17 protein-coding genes and 1 tRNA gene are annotated in these 20,372 nt (G+C 69.7%); 10 read left to right on the top strand and 8 right to left on the bottom strand.

The genetic code is table 11. The features are described from left to right. The first annotated feature begins 15 nt into the window (after positions 1-15). From AWC02_RS09785 to AWC02_RS09775, 3 genes are read left to right on the top strand one after another with little or no spacing between them, the layout of a single operon-like run. Positions 16-870, top strand: a complete 855-nt coding sequence (locus AWC02_RS09785) for a carbohydrate ABC transporter permease (RefSeq protein WP_109560952.1) — start codon at positions 16-18, stop codon at positions 868-870. Further along, complete coding sequence (locus AWC02_RS09780; protein WP_085128588.1) at positions 857-1,669, top strand: carbohydrate ABC transporter permease; 813 nt, start codon at positions 857-859, stop codon at positions 1,667-1,669. The genes AWC02_RS09785 and AWC02_RS09780 overlap by 14 nt, the downstream gene beginning before the upstream one ends. Then, the gene (locus AWC02_RS09775) at positions 1,666-2,997 is read left to right on the top strand and encodes an ABC transporter substrate-binding protein (RefSeq protein ID WP_085128587.1); all 1,332 of its coding nucleotides are present in this window, start codon (positions 1,666-1,668) and stop codon (positions 2,995-2,997) included. The genes AWC02_RS09780 and AWC02_RS09775 overlap by 4 nt, the downstream gene beginning before the upstream one ends. A 21-nt stretch (positions 2,998-3,018) precedes the next feature. Here AWC02_RS09775 and AWC02_RS09770 read toward each other — a convergent pair whose 3' ends face one another. After that, a complete protein-coding gene (locus tag AWC02_RS09770; protein WP_237160410.1) occupies positions 3,019-3,813 on the bottom strand; it encodes a CbiQ family ECF transporter T component in 795 nt (264 codons plus the stop codon). Continuing rightward, positions 3,810-5,813, bottom strand: coding sequence for an ATP-binding cassette domain-containing protein (locus AWC02_RS09765; protein WP_085128642.1), 2,004 nt, complete (start codon positions 5,811-5,813; stop codon positions 3,810-3,812). The genes AWC02_RS09770 and AWC02_RS09765 overlap by 4 nt, the downstream gene beginning before the upstream one ends. Positions 5,814-5,945: 132 nt before the next feature. On the opposite strand from AWC02_RS09765, the gene AWC02_RS09760 reads away from it, so the two are divergent. From AWC02_RS09760 to AWC02_RS09750, 3 genes are all read left to right on the top strand, one after another. Beyond that, a complete protein-coding gene (locus tag AWC02_RS09760; protein ID WP_085128586.1) occupies positions 5,946-6,395 on the top strand; it encodes a MarR family winged helix-turn-helix transcriptional regulator in 450 nt (149 codons plus the stop codon). Between the two features lie 252 nt (positions 6,396-6,647). Further along, positions 6,648-8,456 (top strand): putative bifunctional diguanylate cyclase/phosphodiesterase, encoded by a 1,809-nt coding sequence (locus tag AWC02_RS09755; protein WP_085128641.1) that lies wholly within the window; start codon positions 6,648-6,650, stop codon positions 8,454-8,456. Between the two features lie 421 nt (positions 8,457-8,877). Beyond that, positions 8,878-9,243 carry a PAS domain-containing protein gene (locus tag AWC02_RS09750; RefSeq protein ID WP_109560955.1) on the top strand — a complete coding sequence of 122 codons (366 nt, stop codon included), beginning with the start codon at positions 8,878-8,880 and terminating at the stop codon, positions 9,241-9,243. A gap of 27 nt (positions 9,244-9,270) precedes the next feature. On the opposite strand, the gene AWC02_RS09745 is transcribed toward AWC02_RS09750, so the two are convergent. The 3 genes from AWC02_RS09745 to AWC02_RS09735 all read right to left on the bottom strand — a co-directional run bounded on the left by AWC02_RS09745 (position 9,271) and on the right by AWC02_RS09735 (position 11,969). Beyond that, positions 9,271-9,909, bottom strand: a complete 639-nt coding sequence (locus AWC02_RS09745; RefSeq protein ID WP_085128584.1) for a TetR/AcrR family transcriptional regulator — start codon at positions 9,907-9,909, stop codon at positions 9,271-9,273. After that, positions 9,909-10,625 (bottom strand): TetR/AcrR family transcriptional regulator, encoded by a 717-nt coding sequence (locus AWC02_RS09740; protein WP_085128583.1) that lies wholly within the window; start codon positions 10,623-10,625, stop codon positions 9,909-9,911. The genes AWC02_RS09745 and AWC02_RS09740 overlap by 1 nt, the downstream gene beginning before the upstream one ends. A gap of 213 nt (positions 10,626-10,838) precedes the next feature. Beyond that, on the bottom strand, positions 10,839-11,969 hold the full coding sequence (locus AWC02_RS09735; RefSeq protein WP_085128582.1) for an esterase-like activity of phytase family protein: 1,131 nt from the start codon (positions 11,967-11,969) through the stop codon (positions 10,839-10,841). 81 nt (positions 11,970-12,050) lie between these two features. Between AWC02_RS09735 and AWC02_RS09730 the strand changes: the two genes are divergently transcribed. Then, on the top strand, positions 12,051-13,997 hold the full coding sequence (locus AWC02_RS09730) for an acyl-CoA dehydrogenase family protein (RefSeq protein ID WP_207568032.1): 1,947 nt from the start codon (positions 12,051-12,053) through the stop codon (positions 13,995-13,997). 50 nt (positions 13,998-14,047) lie between these two features. Beyond that, positions 14,048-14,434, top strand: a complete 387-nt coding sequence (locus AWC02_RS09725; RefSeq protein WP_085128580.1) for a hypothetical protein — start codon at positions 14,048-14,050, stop codon at positions 14,432-14,434. A gap of 15 nt (positions 14,435-14,449) precedes the next feature. Here AWC02_RS09725 and AWC02_RS09720 read toward each other — a convergent pair. Beyond that, a tRNA-Asn gene (locus tag AWC02_RS09720) sits at positions 14,450-14,525 on the bottom strand. 134 nt (positions 14,526-14,659) lie between these two features. On the opposite strand from AWC02_RS09720, the gene AWC02_RS09715 reads away from it, so the two are divergent. Further along, positions 14,660-14,914 (top strand): hypothetical protein, encoded by a 255-nt coding sequence (locus AWC02_RS09715; protein ID WP_085128579.1) that lies wholly within the window; start codon positions 14,660-14,662, stop codon positions 14,912-14,914. A gap of 118 nt (positions 14,915-15,032) precedes the next feature. Here AWC02_RS09715 and dnaG read toward each other — a convergent pair whose 3' ends face one another. Continuing rightward, positions 15,033-16,949, bottom strand: coding sequence for a DNA primase (dnaG, locus tag AWC02_RS09710; RefSeq protein ID WP_085128578.1), 1,917 nt, complete (start codon positions 16,947-16,949; stop codon positions 15,033-15,035). Positions 16,950-17,039: 90 nt separating this feature from the next. Continuing rightward, complete coding sequence (locus AWC02_RS09705; protein ID WP_237160409.1) at positions 17,040-18,302, bottom strand: deoxyguanosinetriphosphate triphosphohydrolase; 1,263 nt, start codon at positions 18,300-18,302, stop codon at positions 17,040-17,042. A gap of 137 nt (positions 18,303-18,439) precedes the next feature. Here AWC02_RS09705 and AWC02_RS22860 point away from each other — a divergent pair. Beyond that, positions 18,440-20,372 (top strand): TPM domain-containing protein (locus tag AWC02_RS22860; protein WP_109560951.1); only part of this gene is annotated, 1,933 nt, incomplete at its 3' end.

Here is a 20,372-nt window from a genome sequence, read left to right as displayed (position 1 = left end):
CGCCGCGCTGCTCCGATGAGCCCGACGCTGGGTTATGCGCTGCTGGCCCCCAGCCTGTTCGGCGTGGTCACCTTCCTGCTGCTGCCCATGCTGGTGGTGGTGTGGCTGAGTCTGCACCGCTGGGATCTGCTGGGGCCGATCAGTTATGTGGGGGCCGACAACTGGCGCTCGGTGCTGACCGATCCGGTGTTCGGCAACTCCCTTGTGGTGACCGTGCTCTTCGTCGCGTTCGTCGTGCCGGTCCAGACGGTGCTGGGGCTGGCGGTGGCGATGCTGCTGGCCCGCGGACTGCCGGGCAGCGGCGTGTACCGCACCGTGTACGTGCTGCCCTGGATCTGCGCACCGTTGGCGATCGCGGTGCTGTGGCGCTGGATTCTGAGCCCCACCGACGGCGCGGTGAGCACCGTGCTGGGTCACCGCATCGAATGGCTGACCGATCCCGGGCTGGCGCTGCCGGTGACCTCGGCGGTGGTGGTGTGGACCAATGTCGGCTATGTCGCGCTGTTCTTCCTGGCGGGCATCCTGGCCATCCCCACCCAGGTGCTGTCGGCGGCACGGATCGACGGGGCCAACGCGTGGCAGCGGTTCTGGCGGGTCACGTTGCCGATGCTGCGCCCCACCATGTTCTTCGTCGTGGTCACCGGCGTGGTCAGCGCAGCGCAGGTGTTCGACACCGTCTACGCGCTGACCGGGGGTGGGCCCGGCGGACGCACCGACCTGATCGCGCACCGCATCTATGACGAGGCGTTCGGGTCGGCGGCCATCGGCCGGGCCGCGGTGATGGCACTGGTGCTGTTCGCCGCGCTGGTCGGGGTGACGGTGCTCCAGCAGCTCTCCTTCGGCCGGCGGGTCAGCTATGACCTCACGTAACGCTGCCGTGTATGCGCTGCTCACCCTGGGCGCGCTGATCACCCTGGCGCCCTTCGGGCTGGGACTGCTGACGTCGTTCACTCCGGCCCGCCAGTTCGCCACCGGAACCCCGCTGTCCTGGCCCGACCCGCCGACACTGGACAACTACGCCGACCTCGCCGGCGCCGGCTTCGGCCGGGCGGCCGCGGTCACGGCGCTGATGACGGCGGTGATCGTGCTGGGCCAGTTGACCTGCTCGGTGCTGGCCGCCTACGCGTTTGCGCGCCTGGAGTTTCCGGGTCGCGACCAGCTGTTCTGGGTGTATGTGGCAACCCTGATGGTGCCGGCCACGGTGACGGTGGTGCCGCTGTATCTGATGATGGCGCAAACCGGCCTGCGGAACACCTTCTGGGCGCTGGTGCTGCCCTTCGTATTCGGCTCTCCGTACGCGATCTTCCTGCTGCGCCAGCATTTCCGGACAGTGCCCAACGATCTGATCCACGCCGCCCGCCTGGACGGCGCGAACACCCTGGACGTGATCGTGCACGTGATGATGCCGGCCAGCAGACCGATTCTGGTCACCCTCGGCTTGATCACCGTGGTCTCGCAGTGGAACAACTTCATGTGGCCGTTGGTGATCACCAGCGGCGACAAGTGGCGGGTGCTCACCGTGGCGACCGCCGCGCTGCAGTCCCGCTACGACGCCCAGTGGACGCTGGTGATGGCGGCAACCACGGTGGCCATGATCCCGCTGATCGTGCTGTTCATGGTGTTTCAGCGACGCATCGTGCAGTCGATCGTCGTCACGGGGATCAAGTGAGCCGGCCGCGGTTCTCCACCGCGTTCGCCGCGGCGATCGTGGCACTGACGGGGTTGCTCGGCGCGGCGGCGGTGCTGCTGGACCGCGGCGCGACCCCCGCAACGTCCGGGGCGACGGTGGTGACGGTCCGGCTGTGGGACGAGCCGGTGGCCGCCGCCTACCGCCAGTCGCTGGCCGCGTTTCGCCGCAGTCACCCCGGCATCGAGGTGCGCGTCAACGTCGTCGCCTACCGGACCTACTTCGACACGCTGCGCACCGACGTCGCCGGCGGCGGCGCCGACGACATCTTCTGGCTCTCCAACGCCTATCTGGCCGGGTACGCCGACAACGGCCGACTGCTGAGCATCGATGCGACGGACCCGGATTGGGAACCCTCGGTGGTCGCGCAGTTCACCCGCGACGGCACGCTGTGGGGAGTTCCGCAACTGACCGACGCCGGGATCGCGGTGTTCTACAACGCGGATCTGCTGGCCGCCGCCGGGGTCGATCCGGCTGTGCTGGCGCGGCTGCGCTGGGACCCGCAGGGCACGCAGGACACGTTGCGCCCGCTGCTGGCCCGGCTCACCCGCGACAGTGCCGGGCGCAGCGCCGGCACCCCGGGCTTCGACGAGCGCCGTATCCGGCAGTGGGGGTACAACGCCGCCAACGATCCGCAGGGCATCTACCTGAATTACGTCGGCTCAGCCGGCGGAGTCTTTCAGCGCGGTGACGAGTTCGCCTTCGACAATCCGGCCGCGGTCGCGGCCTTCAGCTATCTGGTGCGCCTCATCAACACCGATCACGTGGCACCGCCGGCATCGGAGACCAACACCAACGGGGACTTCTCCCGCAACCAGTTCCTGGCCGGCCGGATGGCGCTGTTTCAGTCCGGCACCTACAGCCTGGCGGCGATCGCCGAGCAGGCCCGGTTCCCCTGGGGTGTGGCGATGTTGCCGGCCGGGCCGGCGGGCCGGGTCAGCGTCACCAACGGGATCGCGGCGGTGGCCAACGCCGCCACCCGGCACCCGGCAGCGGTACGGGAAGTCCTGGCGTGGCTCGGCAGCAGTGCGGGCAACGCGTACCTGGGGCAACAGGGGGCGGCGATACCAGCGGTGCTCAGCGCCCAACGGGTCTACTTCGACTACTGGCGCCGGCGCGGTGTGGACCTCACGCCGTTCTTCGCGGTACTCGACGGACCGCGAATCGCCGCGCCCGGTGGCGGGGCGGGCTTTCCCGCCGGAAACCAGGCCATCAAGCCCTATTTCGACGACATGTTCCTCGGCCGCACCGAGGTGGGCACTGCCCTGCGAGACGCCCAGGAAGCCGCCAACGCCGCCGCCCGCCGGTAACGCGGACGGACCGCACGGGCCTCAGGGCGTGGCCAGCACCGTCAGTTCCACCGCCACAGCCGAACCGCACATCAGCACCACGATCGCCGCGGCAACCAGGTCGTTGACGCCCGGCCGCGCCGGCGCGGCCGAAATCTGGCCGATACCACCGCGGGCGGTGATCGCGTCCCCCATCTCGTCGGCCCGCCGCAGGGTGACGGTGATGGCGGCCGTGATCAAGTCGATGGCCTCGCGCGCCCACTGCCGCCGCCGTTGCCGCCGGGTACGCGGCCGCGTTCGGGGCCGCAGCCGGCGGGCGGCGTAGAGCACCCGGAACTCGTCGATCAGCATCGGAAACGCCCGCAGCGCCAGCGCCAGCGTCACCGCCCAGTCGTCGATGGGGATCCGCAGCACCCGCAGCGGCTTGCCCAAACTAGCGACCGCCGGGGCGATCTCGGCGACATTGGTCGTCCACGACACCATCGCGCCCAAACCCAGCAGCACGATCGACAGCGCCGTGATCCGCAGGAAGTACAGCAGCCCGCCCAGGCCCGCCGGATCGCCGCCGGACATGGCCGCGGTCACGCCGCCCACCACCAGCAGCACCCACAACCAGCGCGGCACCGAGGGCACCGCACCCCGGGGGATGTGGGCGAGCCGGGCCGCGCCGAGCACCAGCAGCGCCACCGCCCCGATGGTCGCCCAGCCGGGGTAGAAGGTCAGCAGGACCGAGATACCGAAGACCACCGTCAGCTTGGTCCCGGCCCACAGGCGGTGCACCACGGAGTCGCCGGGCACCGGCCGCAACAGCACCACCGGGCGCGGCTGCCCCGTCACGCCGCACCCGCCGGGGCCGGCACCAGGACGCCGTTGCGCAGGTGCAGGGTTCGCGGGCACAGGTCGCCGAGCCCGGCGAAGTCGTGCGAGATCACCACCACCGTCAGCCCGGTCTCGCGCCGCAGGTCCTCGAGCAGGCGCAGCAAGCCGTCCCGGCTGGCGGCGTCGAGCCCGGCCAGGGGCTCGTCGAGAATCAGTGCCCGGGGCGATCGGGCCAGCAGGCCCGCCAGCACCAGGCGGCGCATCTGTCCGCCGCTGAGTTGGTCGATGCGCCGGCCGGCCAGGGCCGCGTCCAGGCCGACGGCGGCCAGGGCGGCGCTGACCCTGTCGTGATCGCGGGGGGAGAATCCGGCCGCCGACGCCACTTCCAGGCCGACATAGCCGCGCATCAACTGCAGCCGCGCCGCCTGGAAGGACAGCGCCACCGCACCCACCTGCTGGTCGGCGGGCCGGCCGCCGAGCAGGCAACTGCCCGTCGTCGGGGTCGTCAGGCCGGCCATGATCCAGGCCAGGGTGGACTTGCCCGAACCGTTGCCGCCATGGATCAACAGGCCGTCACCCTCGGCGACGCTGAAGGTGATGTCGCGCAACGCGGTCTTGGCCCACGGGGTGCCGCTGCCGTATTCGTGTCCCACGCCGCGCAGTTCGAGCACCGGCGGCCCGGACCGGCGCGGTGCGGCGCCGCCTGCGGGGGTGGGCACCTGCGCGGTCTCGACCATGACGGTGTTGTCGCGGGAACCGGACAGGTCGATGGTCCGGTCGGCACTGCCGGCCTCGTCGTTGTAGTGGGTGATGTGCACCAATGACGTGCAGCGCCGGCCGGAGCACCCGGCCAGCTCCGAGAGCACTCCCAGCAGCACCTCCCGGCCCTGCGGGTCGACCATGCTGGTGACCTCGTCGGCGATCAGCAGCGCGGGTTCGCGGGCCAGTGCCGCCGCCACCGCCAACCGCTGCAGTTCCCCGCCGGACAGCCCGCCGGTGTCGCGCTCGGCGAAGCCGGCCAGGCCGACCTCCCCCAGCAGCCGCTCGACGTCGGGGGTGGTCCCCGGCGGCAGGCCCCACACCACGTCGTCGGCGACCCGGGTGCCCAGCACCTGGCTCTCCGGGTGCTGCATCACCACGGCGGTGCCACCGGGCGCCCCGAGGCCCACCGCGCCGGGACGCTCGACGGTGCCGGCGGTCGGCGCCCGTCCGGCCAGCAGCAACATGAGGGTGGTCTTGCCCGAACCGTTGGCGCCGGTGACCGCGACGTGTTCGCCGGCACGCACTTCCAGACTCACCGGCCCCAGGGCGTCGTGGTCGGACTGCGGATACCGGAACCGCACGCGATCCAGCCGGACCGGGACCGGCGCCACCGGGCCGGACTCGTCCGGCAGGTCGAGTTTGTGCACGTCGGGGACCCCGCGGAGCCGGTCGAGCACCCGCGACAGCGCCCACCAGCCCAGCAGCGAGACGATCATGACGCTGGTGGTCATCTGCGCCAGAATCAGCCACTGCCAGTAGCGCAGCAGCACTCCCAGGAATCCGTTCAGGTCCGCGGCGGCGCGCTGGAACTCCGGTAGCGGGACGCGCGCCATGGCCGCCGCGACACCGTTCACATTGGCCGTGATGGTGTCGAAGATCAGGTGGCGCAGCCGCGACAGCACCGTCAGCGCCAGCACCATGGCGATGCCGAAAACCCCGCCGGCCACCGCAGAGGCCGCAATCACGGTGGGCAGACCGCGTCGGTGACGCTTGATGACACCGGTCAGACCGCCGATGTAGGCACTGTTGACCACCGTCATGAAGCCGCCCATCCCGGCGATCAGAAACGCGATGGTCGCGGCGGCGACGGTGGCGGCGATCAGCACCCGGATCCGGTAGCGGTAGGCCAACAGACCCATCGGTACCGTCCCGAGCAGCGCCAGCCCGCCGGCGAACGGAACCACCACCGCGATGATCGCCGTCGCCGCGCACAGCGCCGCCATCACGGCGGCCTGCGCGGTCTCGACGGGCCGCATCGACCGCCCCCGGACTCGCGCATCGCCCTGGCCGGTCTTCGTCACCCGTCGATTCTGCCAGCCGTCGGGCCCCTGCTCGCGGCATGTACCGGCCTCGTCCACTTTCGTGCACGGTTGTGAAATACTTGCCCGATGGTTGCCCCCGCCCAAGCCAGCCTTGGAGCCGATTTGCTCAGCGTGGTATCCCGGCTCAATCGGCTTGCCACTCAGCGCGTCGCGCTTCCGATCCCCGGCGCGCAGGCTCGACTGTTGTCCACTATCGAGGACTTGGACGTAGCCCGGATCTCCGACTTGGCAGCGGTGGACCACTGCTCCCAGCCGACCATGACCACCCAGGTGCGCCGCCTGGAGGATGCGGGCCTGACCACCCGTACCCCCGACCCGCTCGACGCCCGCGCCGTCCTGATCCGGATCACCGAGAAGGGCGTCCAGACCATGGCGCGGGTTCGCCAGGACCGGGCCGCGGCGATCGACCCCGAGCTCGACCGGCTCTCGGCAGCGGATCGCCAGACCCTCGCCGACGCCGTCGAGGTGTTGCACCGCTTCCTCGCCGAGACCGCACCGGCGCGGCCGGCCCGCTAACCCCACGCTGCGACCCGGGCCGCATCCCGGCCCCCGAATTCCCCGCGGCCAAACCGCCGCGCCTCGCGCCGGTCGGCTCGCACCGTTTCCGCGGAGCTGTTTCCAGCCCGGCCCCTTTCGGAATATGCTCACAGCGGCATCGGCCCGAAGCGATCCAGGCTTCCTGCGGCGGGCCCCTGGGCTGGCGGTCTTCGGGGGAAGGACATCGTGGCGGATAGATTGGCGCTGGTCACCTCGATCGCCGCCCAATTGATGGCCACCACGCCTTCGACGGCAGCTGCGATCAGCGAACGGGTGCTGCAGACGCTGGTCGAGCAACTGCACGTCGACGCCGCGTTTCTGCGCCACAACGATCATGAGATCCGCGCGTCGAAACTGGTCGCCGAATGGCCGCCGCGCACCGATCCTCCGGACCCGGATCCGCTCGCCGTGGTCTCGTTCACCACCGCCGACCCGGTCTTCACCTCCTGCGCCCACGGCAAGCAGGTCGCGGTCATGCGCCCAGACCCCGGGGAGTCCGGCTACGTACGCCAGATGGCGCGGGAGCATTCGGTGGAGTCGCTGTCGGTGGCCACCGCGCCGCTGATCTCCGGCCCGGTGACCATCGGCATGCTGGGGCTGGTCAAGTTCCGGCGACCCAAGTGGCGGACCGAGGAACTCAACACGATCGAGGCGATCGCTTCGCTGTTCGCTCAGCTGCAGGCCCGTGTCGCCGCCGAGGAGCGGCTGCGCTATCTGGCCGACCACGACGACTTGACCGGCCTGTACAACCGGCGTGCGCTGGTCGCGCACCTGTCCGAGCGGCTCGTCGCGGGCCAGCCCGGACCGGTCGGCGTGTTCTACATCGACCTCGACCGGCTCAAACCGATCAACGACTACCTCGGACACGCCGCCGGCGACTGGTTCATCCAGGACTTCGCCCGGCGGCTGCGCGCCTATGCCGGCAACCGGTCCGTGGCCGCGCGGATCGGCGGTGACGAATTCGTCGTCATTCCGGACTGGCCGATGTCGATGGCCAGCGCGGAGACCTTCGCCGACCGGCTCCAAAGCGCCCTGCGCGCGCGGGTCGACATCCAGGGCCACTCGGTCAACAGCACCGTCAGCGTGGGCGTGACGGTGGGTTTGCCCGGCCAGGACACCAGCGCGGGTCTGCTGCACCGCGCCGACGAGGCGGTGCTGGCGGCGAAACGCGGCGGGGGCAACCAGACGGTCAGCTCCACCGACGACATGTCGCTGAAAAGCCTGTTCCGCAAAGACATCGAGCTGCACATGCAGGGCAAGATCGATGACGAGTCGCTGCTGCTGTACTACCAGCCCGAGGTCGATCTGTGGAGTGGCGCAATCGTTGCGGTGGAGGCGCTGGTGCGCTGGCGGCATCCCACCCGCGGGCTGCTGCTGCCGAGCTCGTTCATCGGCATCGCCGAGTCGGCCAATCTCGCCGACGATCTGGGCCGTTGGGTGATGCGCAGTGCGTGCGCGGAGTACAGCCGGTGGCAGGCCAACGGCGTTCGGACCAACGCCACCTTGCGCATCAACGTCTCGCCAGTTCAGTTGGCCGCCCGCGGCTTTGTCCAGAATGTGGTGGACACCGCCGCCGAGTTCGGCCTACGGCCGGGCTCGCTGTGCCTGGAGATCACCGAGCGCGCGGTGGTGCAGAACATCGAGACGACCCGTCGCACGCTGGCCGAACTGCGCGAAGCGGGTGTTCAGATCGCCATCGACGACTTCGGCACCGGCTACGCCGTGTTGTCGCACCTGAAGGATCTGCCCGTGGACATCCTCAAGATCGACACGGTGTTCGTACGTGAATTGGGCGTCAACCCTGGCGATCTCGCGATTGTTCGGGCCATCATCGCCCTTGCCGAGGCGTTCGGACTGCAGGTGGTCGCCGAGGGCGTGGAAACCTCAGCGGCCGCGCTCACCTTGATGCGGCACGGTTGTCACCGGGCGCAGGGTTTCCTGTTCTCGCGTCCGGTTCCGGGTCCGGCCGCCGAAGCTATGCTGGCGTCGCGCTGGATGGCGATGCCATTCCTGGCAGACAGCCAGGCTTTGGTGATCTGAGAAAGCAACTCGCCCGGTGGAAAGCGGCACGCAACCGCACCCCCGACTGCCTGCCGGCGAGCACAGCCGTCGGTGCGGTGCACCAACGCGGCTCGGCGTGCGGCGGCAGTCGGCGATACGGACCCCTCGAGGTGCCCCGGGCGATGCTGTGGGAGGAAGAGGAAGACGACGGCCGCGGCGCACGCGTGGGCGCCACCGATCCGTACAGACCAGTTCCTCGCATAATTCCGAATAGTACATACCTTTTGAATGGTGTCCAATCACCAACAGACTGTGTGTCACATCACGCTCCCACGCGGCACCGCGGCCCACATTTCCGACACCGGCCGCCCCGCCGCCAGAACCGCGCATCGAAACGCTCGGCACCCGTCATAATCAGCCGATGGAGCGACGGCGCAACGCGCAAACCCCCCTGGCACCGATGGAGACGCTGCGACAGCTGCCGGCCCTGGTCGCCCTTGAGCGGATCCCCGTTCCGGTGCTCGCGATCGCCGACGACGGCACCATCCTGTTCGCCAACAGCGGGTTCGCCGCCATGCTGGGCTACAGCCAGGAAGAGGTGCTGTCCCTGGAATTCCGCCAGATCTTCGGGGAAGTACCCCCGGCCGAGGAGTCAGCCCTGTCGGTCATGCACTCGCTGGCCAATCTGGTTGTCTCCCTGGAACATCGGGACGGCTCAACGGTCCGGGCACTGATGAGCAAGTCAGCACTCGAACGCGCCGACGACCGCGTCGCCCTCGCCACCTTCCAGGACCTCACCGAGCAGCTCTGGCTCGAAGAGCGCTAGCGCATTGCCGCCGCGGCGGTCGAGCCGCTATGCGCGTTGATACCGCAGGGCATCGCGCGCCAGAAACTGTTGGAAGTACGCCAGCGAATCGGCTGCCACGATGGCCGGCAGCATCATCTCCCACATCCGGGTCACGCGGCCGACACCGTCCTGCGGGGCGTGCGTCAACAGCCACGTCCCGAGCATGGCCGAGGTGATCGATTCGGCAGCGTGGCGCGCATCGAGGTCCTCGCGCAAGTCGCCTTCGGCTATCGCGCGCAATATCTGGTCGGTGATCGCAGCCGCCCATTCGCCGCCGACCCGTGCCCCCAATTCGTTGTCGTCGGCCAGCGCGAAGACCAGGTGACCGGCGGCGCGCGCCTCCTTGTCGACCGACAGCACCTCCGTGACCGCGAAGATGCCGTGGATCATGCCCTCCAGGGCAGGCGACGACGGCTGGCACATCTTGCGGAAGGTGGTCAAGACGGTGGTGAACCCGCCTTCGATGATGGCCGTCACCAACGAGTCCATCGATTCGAAATGGTGGTAGAGGGCCCCTTTGGTCACCCCCGCCCGCTCGATGATCGCGGTTCTTCCCGCCGCGACATAACCGACCTCGCCGAACACGTCGATGGCCGCGTCCAGCAGCTTGCGCCGGGTCACCTCGGACCGCACCTGGCGTGCCATCAGCCGGCCTCATCGTCGAGCACGGTGGGGTTGGGCTCCTGCTTGGGCTCCTGCTTGGGTTGCTCGCTCGCGGCCTTGATCGCCAGCACGGTGCGACGCCTGACGAACTGAGCGAAATAGTCGATGCGGTCGGCGGGCACCACGCTGGGCAGCACTATCGACCAGACCCGCTCCAGCTCGCGCAGAAACTGTTCGGGTTCATCGAGATTGCCCGCCTGGCGCAGGCCCAGGTACAGCGCGACCATCATCCGGACCATGTCCTGCGGATCACGCTCGAGCACATCGCCTTCGGCGATGGCCCGCTCGGCGACCACACTGAGCCCCCGGATCACCTTGTTGAGCACCGATGCCTGCAGCCCCTCGGCGCGGCCCACCACCGGCAGCAGATGCAGCAAAGCCCGGGCGCCGTCACTGGTGAGGTCTTCGACCGCCATCAGATAGCCCACGTCCAGCAGCGTTTCCAAGCCGGAAAGGTTGCGGTCCACCAACGCCCGGACAGCCGTTCCGCTCTTGGCGAGTTGTTCGTCGATGACGGCAAGTGCGAGCGCATGCTTAGAACGAAAATGAAAATACATCGCGCCCTTGGTCAATTCCGCTTCGGCGAGAATGTCGTCGAGCCCGACGTCGTGAAAGGGCCGCTGCGCGAACTGATGCGCAGCGGCACGGATGATCTGCTGGCGCGTTGCATCGGCACGCCGGTCGGTCGAATCAGCCAATGCCCGTGCTCAGCCTCATCGAAGTCCCCCAGTCGTACCACACCGGGGTAACGGTATCAGTCGAATGGCAAAGTTGACCCATTTCTATACTTGGAATAGCCATTCACCTTCGATGCCATTCTGAAAACGCCAATTCTGCGGCGCCGGATTGCATTCGGTCTGCTCGCGCCCGTCCCGCACGGCGGTGCACGCCGGCGGGGGGACACGCCGCTGCTACCCGGCGGGCAGTGCGAACGCGACGAACTGGGTCACCTGGCTCGGCGAGAAGTTGTCGTCGCTGACCAGAATCACCGTCCGGCGGCCATCGGGCAGCCGCGGGCCCAACGTCAGGCCCTCGATGTTGTCCAGCGGGTGCAGGCCCGGGGTCATGGACAGGTCGGCCAACAGGGTCTTGCGCATCGGGGTCACCTCGGAGCCGGCCAGCGCCGGGGTAGCCAGCACATCGGTGGCGTCGGCGATCTCGGCGCGAAACAGCCGCACCGTCGGGTGTTCGCCGTAGGCACGCTCGGTCACCAGGAACTCGGTGTCTGACAGTGCCACCAGGTCGGTGAGCCCGTTGGTGCCCGCCCGCCCGGCGCCCTGGTCAGCCGGCTCCAGCCGGTAGGCGTACTGGGCGACCGGCGCGTCGGGGGCCGGCCCGGTCAGGTCGTAGGCGGTGATGCGTGTCAAGGCGCCGTGGGCAGCATCCGGCAGGGGTCCGTCGTCGTAGCCCGGCCCCTCCATCGCGGCAAACAGCATCCGCCCGTCGCCGGTCACCGTCAGTCCCTCAAGGGTGGTGTTGCGGCGCGGCCCGGTGAGCTCCTGCGACATGGCCAGCTGCGGCGGCATCGAGAACCGGCCCAGGTAGCGGCCGTCGAGTCCGGCGATCCGGACCCACGGGTCGGCCAGCACCGCACCGTGTGGGCCCTCGGTGCGCTCCCCCTCCGACGACCAGTACAGCCGCTGGCGGCCGGCATCGAAGGCAATGCCCTCGGGGTCGGGTGGGATGACCGGCGGTGTCGCGGCGAAGTCCCGCGGACCGAACGGCCGGCCGTCGTCGTCGAGCAGCGGGTGCACGCCGCTGATCGTCACGTCGGTGACGCCGCTATCGGACACCGACATCCGAACCGTGTAGAACCGGGCCGGGCCGCTGGCGGAACGGTCGTCGCTGATCACGTAATAACAGTCGCGGCCGGCGTCGTAACTGATCCCGGACAGGCCGCCCACCACCGTGCCCTCGACCACGGTCTGCGGCGCCAGCACGGCTTGGCCCAGATACTGCAGCCCGGCCGCAGGCGGGGCGGTGTCGCAGGGCGCGCAGCCCGAAAGTGCGGCCCCTCCGGCGAGCACTACACCGCACAACATCGGCGCCCGGCCCGGTTTCCCACGCACCTTCGTAATGTAAACCCGGTTTAGCAGCGGCTCCGCGCGGATACGGTGGTCGAGGTGGACACCTCTAAGGCCCTGCGCGACACCCTCGACGGCCGCTGGCGGCCGGTGAAGCAGCGGGTCCGGGCCACCTTGAGCGACGAGAAGTTTCGCCCGCACTACACGCCCAACACCGTGATCGCCCGAGCCAAGGTCGCCGAGCAGCTCAGAATCCTCGCGGGCTCCGGGGCGGCCGCGGACAGTTTCCGCAAGGAACACGGCGGCAACGGAGACGTCGGCGCGGCGGTCACCATGATCGAGATGCTGGCGATGTCCGACCTGTCGCTGATGGTCAAGGCCGGCGTGCAGTGGGGCCTGTTCGGCGGGGCGGTGGAAAACCTCGGCACCGAACGCCACCACCGCGCCTACGTGGAGAAGATCATCGACCTCGACCTGCTCGGCTGTTTTGCGATGACCGAGACCGGCCACGGCAGCGACGTGCAGTCCCTGGAGACCACGGCCACCTATGACCCGTCGACCCGGGAATTCGTCATCGACTCTGCCACCGGGACCGCACGCAAGGACTACATCGGCGGCGCAGCCGAAACAGCTACGGTAGCCGCGGTTTTCGCCCAGCTCATCACCGAAGACACCAGCCACGGCGTGCACTGCTTCCTGGTGCCCATCCGCGACGCGCAGGGCAACGATCTGCCCGGTGTCACCACCTCGGACTGTCACTACAAGGGCGGGCTGCCGGGGGTGGACAACGGTCGTATCGTCTTCGACCACGTCCGGGTGCCCCGGGAGAACCTGCTGAACCGCTACGCCGACGTGGAACCCGACGGCAGCTATCGGTCCGCGATCGACAGCGACGGTCGCCGGTTCTTCACCATGATCGGCACCCTGGTCCGCGGCCGGGTCTCCGTCGGCGGGAGCGCGGGTGCCGCCGCCCAGGTGGCGCTGGACATCGCCACCCGATACGCCCTGCAGCGCAGGCAGTTCAGCGCGCCGAGCGACGACGGCGACGGCGAGGAGGTGCTGATCATGGATTACCTGATCCACCAGCGCCGGCTGCTCCCGTTGATAGCCCGCTCCTACGCCCTGCAGTTCGCCCAGAACGAATTGGTGGGCCGCTGCCATGATCTGCAGACCGCCGACGATCCCGACGCCGAAGAACAACGCGAGCTCGAGGCCCGGGCCGCCGGACTCAAGGCGGCCAACACCTGGCACGCCTCCCGGGCCATCCAGGAGGCCCGAGAGGCCTGCGGCGGCGCCGGGTACATGGCCGAGAACCGGCTGATCGCCCTGCGGGCCGACATCGACGTGTTCACCACCTTCGAGGGCGACAACCACGTGCTGACCCAACTGGTGGCCAAGCAGCTGCTGACCGCCTACGCCGATGACATCGCCGACATGAGCCCGGCCGCATGGGTGCGATTCGCCGCCGAGACGGTCGGCGAACGGGTGCTCAAACGCACCGCGGCCGAGACCATCATCCAGACCATCGTGGACGCCCGGCAGGACAGCGAGGAGGAGGGCAGCCTGTTCAACCGCGGCACCCAGGTGCACATGTTCGAAGACCGTGAGCAGTACCTGCTGTCCTCGGTGGCCCGCCGGCTGCGGGCCAAATCTCAGGAGATGGGCGACTTCGACGCCTTCAACGCCGTCCAGGACCACATGCTGCACGCGGCCACCGCGCACATCGACCGGGTGATCCTGGAGGCGTTCGTCGCCGGCATCGCGACCTGCCTCGATCCCGGCGCCCGCGAGCTGCTGGGGCTGGTGTGCGACCTGTATGCGCTCAGCGTGATCGAAGACGACAAAGCCTGGTACATCGAGCACCGGTATCTGTCCACCGAGCGGGCCAAGGCCGTGACCCGCGCCATCAACGACCGGTGCCGCAAGCTGCGTCCGCACGCCCAGACGCTGATCGACGGATTCGGCATCCCCGAGCAATTGCGGTACGCCGAGATGCTGCATCCGGAACACTTGGCGGTACCGCCCGCCGGTGCGCCCCCCAGGTAGCCGCCTTTATAGGCTGTCTGGACCCCAGACGAACAAAGGAGTACCTCATCATGGCGTGGTTCCTCGCCCTGAATGCCACCCCCACCAAGGGTGTGCAAGCACCGACCTACGAGCTGCACGAAACCGCTGACATCGAGCGGATCACCGAGGAATTGGCCACTTTCGCGGCCAGCGACCGGGCTGTTGCCGTGCCCGCCGTGTTCAACAGCGGCCGCCAGCGGGTCACCGTGTACGTGCGCCCGGCAGCCTGGGGCGCGTGGGCCATCTACGAGCTGTCCGAGGAAGAGCGACGCGAAATGATGGCCAACAACCCGCTGGTCAGCGCACTGGCCCAGGCCCGTGCCGCCCAGCAGCAGTCGCAGTCAGCGCCGGCGATGTTCGCCCAGCAACAGCCGCCTTCGCAGGCGGGTCCTTCGGTGATTCCCCGGCTGGACTAGCGCCGGTACCAAACGTGGCTCCCCCGGGTGGACTCGAACCACCAACCCTCCGGTTAACAGCCGAATGCTCTGCCAATTGAGCTACAGGGGACTGCTGTCCGCGTGGACTTGCAAGACTCTAGCGCATACCGAAATCACCGCCGTGCAACGGGGGTCGCACCCGGCCCCCGTGCCGGCGCGTGAGGCAGGATGGAACTACTGCATCAACTGTTCTAAGGGGCCACATTGATCGGGTATGTCGTGGTGATGGGGGTCGGTTACGTGCTGGGCACCAAGGCCGGCCGCCGCCGCTACGAGCAGATTGTCGGCACCTATCACGCGATGACGAGCAGTCCGGTCGCCCAAGCGGTGATCGACAAGGCGCGGCGCAGCATCGCCGACCGCATCCACCCCGACCCGACGATGGTGACGCTGACCGAGCTCGAAGAGGGCATCACCGTGGTGCGCCCGGAAGAGCCGGGCGACGACACGCAGCGGTGAGGCGATCAGGCCCGACCTCCACGCCTGACCCGCTGCACCCGACCTCCGGCCGGGTTTGCGATCAGGCCCCACCCACAACGCCTGACCCGCTGCACCCGACCTCCGGCCGGGCTTGCGATCAGGCGGTCAGATCGTCGCCGCTGGCCTGCTCCAGCAGGCTGCGCCGGTAGGCCTCCATGGCGACCAGGTCGCCGAACAGCGCATGGTATTCGTCGCTGTGCTCCACCGGTGACATGCGCTGCAGCTTGGACTTGACCTCGGCGATCTGGCGGCCCACCCACACCTCCTGCAGCCGGGCCAGCACCCCGCCGATGTAACGCGGCACCTTGTCGTCGTCGACGCGGATGGCCTCCACGCTCAACTCCTGGATCAGCGCCGTGGTCAGCGGCGAGGTCGTCTGCGCACGCACCGTCTCGACCCATTGCGCTCCCCCGGCGCCGGCCACCCCGGCGGTTCCCCCGGCGGCGTCGATCGCCGACCGCACCGCGGCGTAGCCCGGGTGGGTGAAGCTCTCCACCGTCAACGTGTCGAACACCGGACCGGCCAGCGCCGGGAACTGCAGCGCCGCCTTGAGTGCCTCGCGCTGCGGCCACAGGGTCGGGTCGGCCGGGTTGGGCCGGGCAACCGCCGGTTGTTCGGCGGATGTGGCGGCCTCCCGGGACACCGGACGCTGACCGCGTGGGCCGACGTCCTTGGCCCCGCCCTTGGCCTGGGCACGCACCCTGCCGATCACCTGCGCGACGTCGTCCCAGCCCACCCATCCGGCCAGCTGGCGGGCGTACTCGTCCCGCAGCGTCGGGTCCTTGATCTGGGCGACCATCGGCACGCAGCGGCGCAGCGCGGCGACGCGGCCCTCGGCGGTGTCCAGATCCATCTCGCTCAGCGCCGTGCGCACCGCGAATTCGAACAGCGGGGTCCGGCGTGCCACCAGGTCGCGCAGCGCCTCGTCGCCGTGCGCCAGGCGCAGATCGCACGGATCCATGCCGTCGGCGGCCACCGCGACAAACGATTGCCCGGCAAGCTGCTGTTCGCCTTCGAGCGCCTTGACCGCGGCGGCGCGACCCGCGGCGTCGCCGTCGAAGACATAGATCAATTCGCCCCGAAAGAACTTGTCGTCCATCATCAGTCGCCGCAGCATCGCCAGGTGCTCATCGCCGAACGCGGTGCCGCAGGAGGCGACGGCGGTGGTCACACCGGCCAGGTGCATCGCCATCACGTCGGTGTAGCCCTCCACGACGATCGCCTGATGCCCGCGGGCGATGTCGCGCTTGGCCAGGTCCAGGCCGAACAGCACGTTGGACTTCTTGTAGAGCGTGGTCTCGGGGGTGTTGACGTACTTGGCCTCCATGGGGTCGTCGTCGAACAACCGGCGGGCGCCGAATCCGATCACCTCCCCCGCCGACGACCGGATCGCCCACAGCAGCCGGCGGTGGAATCGGTCCATCGGGCCGCGGCGGCCTTCCCGCGACAGACCCGCGGCCTCAAGCTCCTTGAACTCGAAGCCCTTGCGCAGCAGGTGTTTGGTCAGGGTGTCCCAGCCCGAGGGGGCGAAGCCGCAGCCGAACCGTTCGGCTGCCGCGGCGTCGAAGTTCCGCTCGGTCAGATAACGTCGCGCCGGTTCGGCCTCCGGGGTGCCCAGCGCCGCGGCATAGAACTCCGCGGCCGCCGCGTTGGCCGCGATCAGCCGGCTGCGGCCGCCGCGCTCGCGCTGGATGTTGGTCGCCGACGCGCCGGTGTAGGTGATCGTGTGACCGACCCGATCGGCGAGCATCTCCACCGCCTCGACGAAGCTGGCGTGCTCGATCTTCTGCACGAACGCGTAGACGTCGCCGCCCTCCCCACAGCCGAAGCAGTGGAAGAGACCGTGGTTGGGCCGGACGTGAAAGGACGGCGACTTCTCGTTGTGAAACGGGCACAGGCCCTTGAGCGAATCCGCGCCGGCCCGCCTGAGCTGCACGTAGTCGCCGACCACGTCCTCGATGCGGACACGTTCGCGGATGGCGGCGATGTCGCGATCGGAGATACGGCCGGGCACCGGGTCAGTCTAGAGCGCGCCCTGGACCCCCGCGGCGCTCATGCGCGGTGAAACCGGGCAGAGCTGCCCGGTGAGCCGCGGCCGGTCCGCTCAGCCGGCGACCAACCGCTCCAGCCGCCCCTCGGTGCACGACGCGATCTGGTCGACGATCACCCGCAGCCGCTCGCCGTCGTCGGCCGCGGCGGCGAACGCCGGGGCGAAGACGGGGTCCAGGCTCTCCGGCGCGGTGATCGACAGCCGATGCGCGACCTCGTGCACCCGCTCGCGCTGGGCGGCCTGAATCCTGCGGTGCTGCTCGGAGGAGATGATGAACTGGACCGCAAGGGTTTTCAGCACGGCCACCTCGGCGCGGACCAGTTCGGGGACCTTGAGATCGGCTTGGTAGCGCCGCAGCGGCCCGGGCCCGGCGGCCTCCTGGGTGGCGGTGATCGCCGCCGAGGCGAAACGCCCGACGAGTTCACTGGTCAACCGCTTGAGCGCCACCGACGCCGACAGGGTCCCCGGGAAGCTGCCGTAGGCGCCCACCGCGGCCACCACCGGCAGCTCGGTGAGCCGGCGCGCCGCCCCGGCCAGATCGTGCACCCCGTCGGGGTCGCCCAGCCGGGCCAGCTCGGCCACCGTGGACGGATCGGCGAGGACCCGCAGGTCGATCCGGCCCGAGATGACGCCGTCCTCCACATCGTGCACCGAGTAGGCGACGTCATCGGCCCAGTCCATGATCTGCGACTCCAGACAGACCCGCCCTTCCGGGGCCCCCTGGCGCATCCATTCGGCGGCGGCCCGGTCGTCGTCGTAGAAACCGAATTTGGTGCGCAGCGCACCGTCTGACGTGCGCCGGTACCACGGATACTTGGTGACCGCATCCAGCGCCGCCCGGCTCAGATTCAGTCCGGCGCTGGCACCGTCGGGGCCCATCACCTTGGGCTCCAGGCTGGTCAAGATGCGGAAGTTCTGCGCGTTGCCCTCGAAACCGCCACAGGTCGAGGCGATTTCGTTGAGCGCCATCTCCCCGTTGTGCCCGTAGGGCGGGTGACCGATGTCGTGGGCCAGCCCGGCCAGGTCGACCAGGTCAGGATCACAGCCCAGACCGATCGCCATCCCCCGCCCGATCTGCGCCACCTCCAGCGAGTGGGTCAACCGGGTGCGCGGGGTGTCGCCGTCGCGCGGGCCCACCACCTGAGTCTTGTCGGCCAGCCGGCGCAGCGCGGCGCAGTGCAGCACCCGGGCCCGGTCGCGGGCGAAGTCGGTACGGTACTGGCCGTCGGTTCCGGGCAGGCCGGCCGTTTTCGGGGACTCCGCCACGATGCGGGCGCGGTCGTGCGCGTCGTAGCTGTCAGGGAAGTTTGTGGCCACCGCCGCCAGTCTATTTTGACCTCGCCCGCGCGGATGACACGGCGGGCCGAAGCGGCCCGCCCGAGTGCGGCGGAACCGGACGGCCCGGTCGCAGAATCGGCGTGGATCACCTGCCGATCGCATATAGATTGGCCAGCATGCGCATCACCCGGCTGGCCAGCGCCGCCCTGGCGTTTCTCATCGCAGTGCTGCTGGTGTCTCCGGGCGCCGCGGCGGAACCTCCGATGCGTCTGCCCAGCTCGATCACCGACAACGCCGGGGTGCTGTCGCAACCCGAGCGGACCAAGGTGCAGAGCGCCATCGACACGCTCTACGCCGACCGGCACATCCGGCTGTGGGTGGTCTATGTCGATGTGTTCTCCGGGCAGACCGCTGACAACTGGGGCCGCAGCACCGCGCGGCTGAGCGAACTCGGCAGCAACGACGCCGTGCTGGCCGTCGCCATCGCGGACCGCAGTTACGCCTTCCTGGTCTCCGAGGGCATCCCCGAGATCAGCAGCGGCGACGTCGACGCGTTACGGCGCAACCAGATCGAGCCCGCGCTGCGCCGCGGCGACTGGTCGGGGGCGGCCACCGCGGCCGCCACCGGACTCGACGCCGCAGCCGCACCCACCGAGGTCAGCTGGGCGCCGATCCTGATCGCGCTGGGCGCCCTGGCGCTGGCCGGCCTGATGGTGGCGCTGGTGGTGCGCCGGCTGCGAAGCCGGCGACGGGTGGCGGCGCTGGCGGCCGCCCGGCGGCTCGATTCCACCGACCCCAACGCACTGTCCGAGGTGCCGGTGTCCGCGCTGGACGCGCTGTCCCGGGAGAAGGTCGTCGACGTCGACAACGCGGTGCGCACCAGCGCCAACGAGTTGCAGTTGGCCATCGAGGAGTTCGGCGAGCAACGCACCCAGCCGTTCGCGCAGGCCGTCGCCTCGGCCAAGGCGGCCATGGAGCACGCCTTCACCGTGCGCCAGCAGCTCGATGACGACATTCCCGAAACCCCGGCCCAACAGCGCGACCTGTTGACCGGTGTGATCGTCACCGCGTCGACGGCCGACCGCGAACTCGAGGCCCAGCGGGCGGCGTTCGAGCAGTTACGCGATCTGGTGCTGCACTCCGCCGAACGGCTCGACGCCCTCACCCAGCAACTGGTCGAGCTGACCGGGCGTATCCCGGCCTCCGAACAGCATCTGAGGCAGTTGCACTCCGAGTTCGACGCCGCCGCCCTCAGTTCGGTGTCCGGCAACGTCAAGACCGCCCAGGACCGGGCGGCCTTCGCCGAGCGCAACATCACCCGGGCGCGCAGCCTGGCCGAACGTCCGGTGACCGGGGGGCAGAGTGAACTGGTGGACGTGGTGCGGGCCGCCGAGTCGGCGCTGGTCCAGGGCCGGGCACTGCTCGACGCGGTGGACAGTGCGGCCAGCGACATCCGCCACGCCGTCGCCGCGCTGCCGGAGACCATCGCCGACGCCGAGGCGGGCATCGCCCAGGCCGCCGCACAGCTGGCGCGGGGGGTGGGTGCGCACCGGGCCGAACTGACCACCGCGCGCGACACCGTGGTCAAAGCCGTCGCCGACGCCCGCACCCCCGGAGATCCGCTGGGCGCGTTCACCGCGCTGATCAAGGCCGACGCCGCCCTGGATCAGCTGCTGGACACCGTCGCGCAAGCGCGCGCGGCCGCCGAACGGTTGGCCCGCACCCTCGAGCAGGCGCTGTTCACCGCGTCGTCGCGGATTCGGGCCGTATCGGATTACATCGACACCCGTCGCGGCAGCGTCGGGCCGGAAGCCCGTACCCGGTTGGCCGAAGCCCGGCGCCGGCTGGATGCGGCAGAGGCGCTGCGCGGCACCGACGTGGCCGGCGCCATCAGCCAGGCCAACGGCGCGGCCACCCTGGCCGCCGCGGCGCAGTCCCTGGCCAAGGCCGACGTGCAGGAGGCCCAGCGCGCCTACTACGGGCGCTACGGCGGCGGTCCCGGCGGTGGCAACGACACCGGCGCCATGCTGGGCGGCATCATCATCGGCAACATCCTCAGCGGGGGTGGCGGCGGCTTCGGCGGGGGCAACTTCGACCGGTTCTCCACCG

Origin of the sequence: Mycolicibacter engbaekii (assembly GCF_002101585.1) — a bacterium.
Classification (GTDB): domain Bacteria; phylum Actinomycetota; class Actinomycetes; order Mycobacteriales; family Mycobacteriaceae; genus Mycobacterium; species Mycobacterium engbaekii.
Note: the sequence above shows the minus strand (reverse complement) of the source record. Positions and strands in the feature narration are given on the sequence as shown.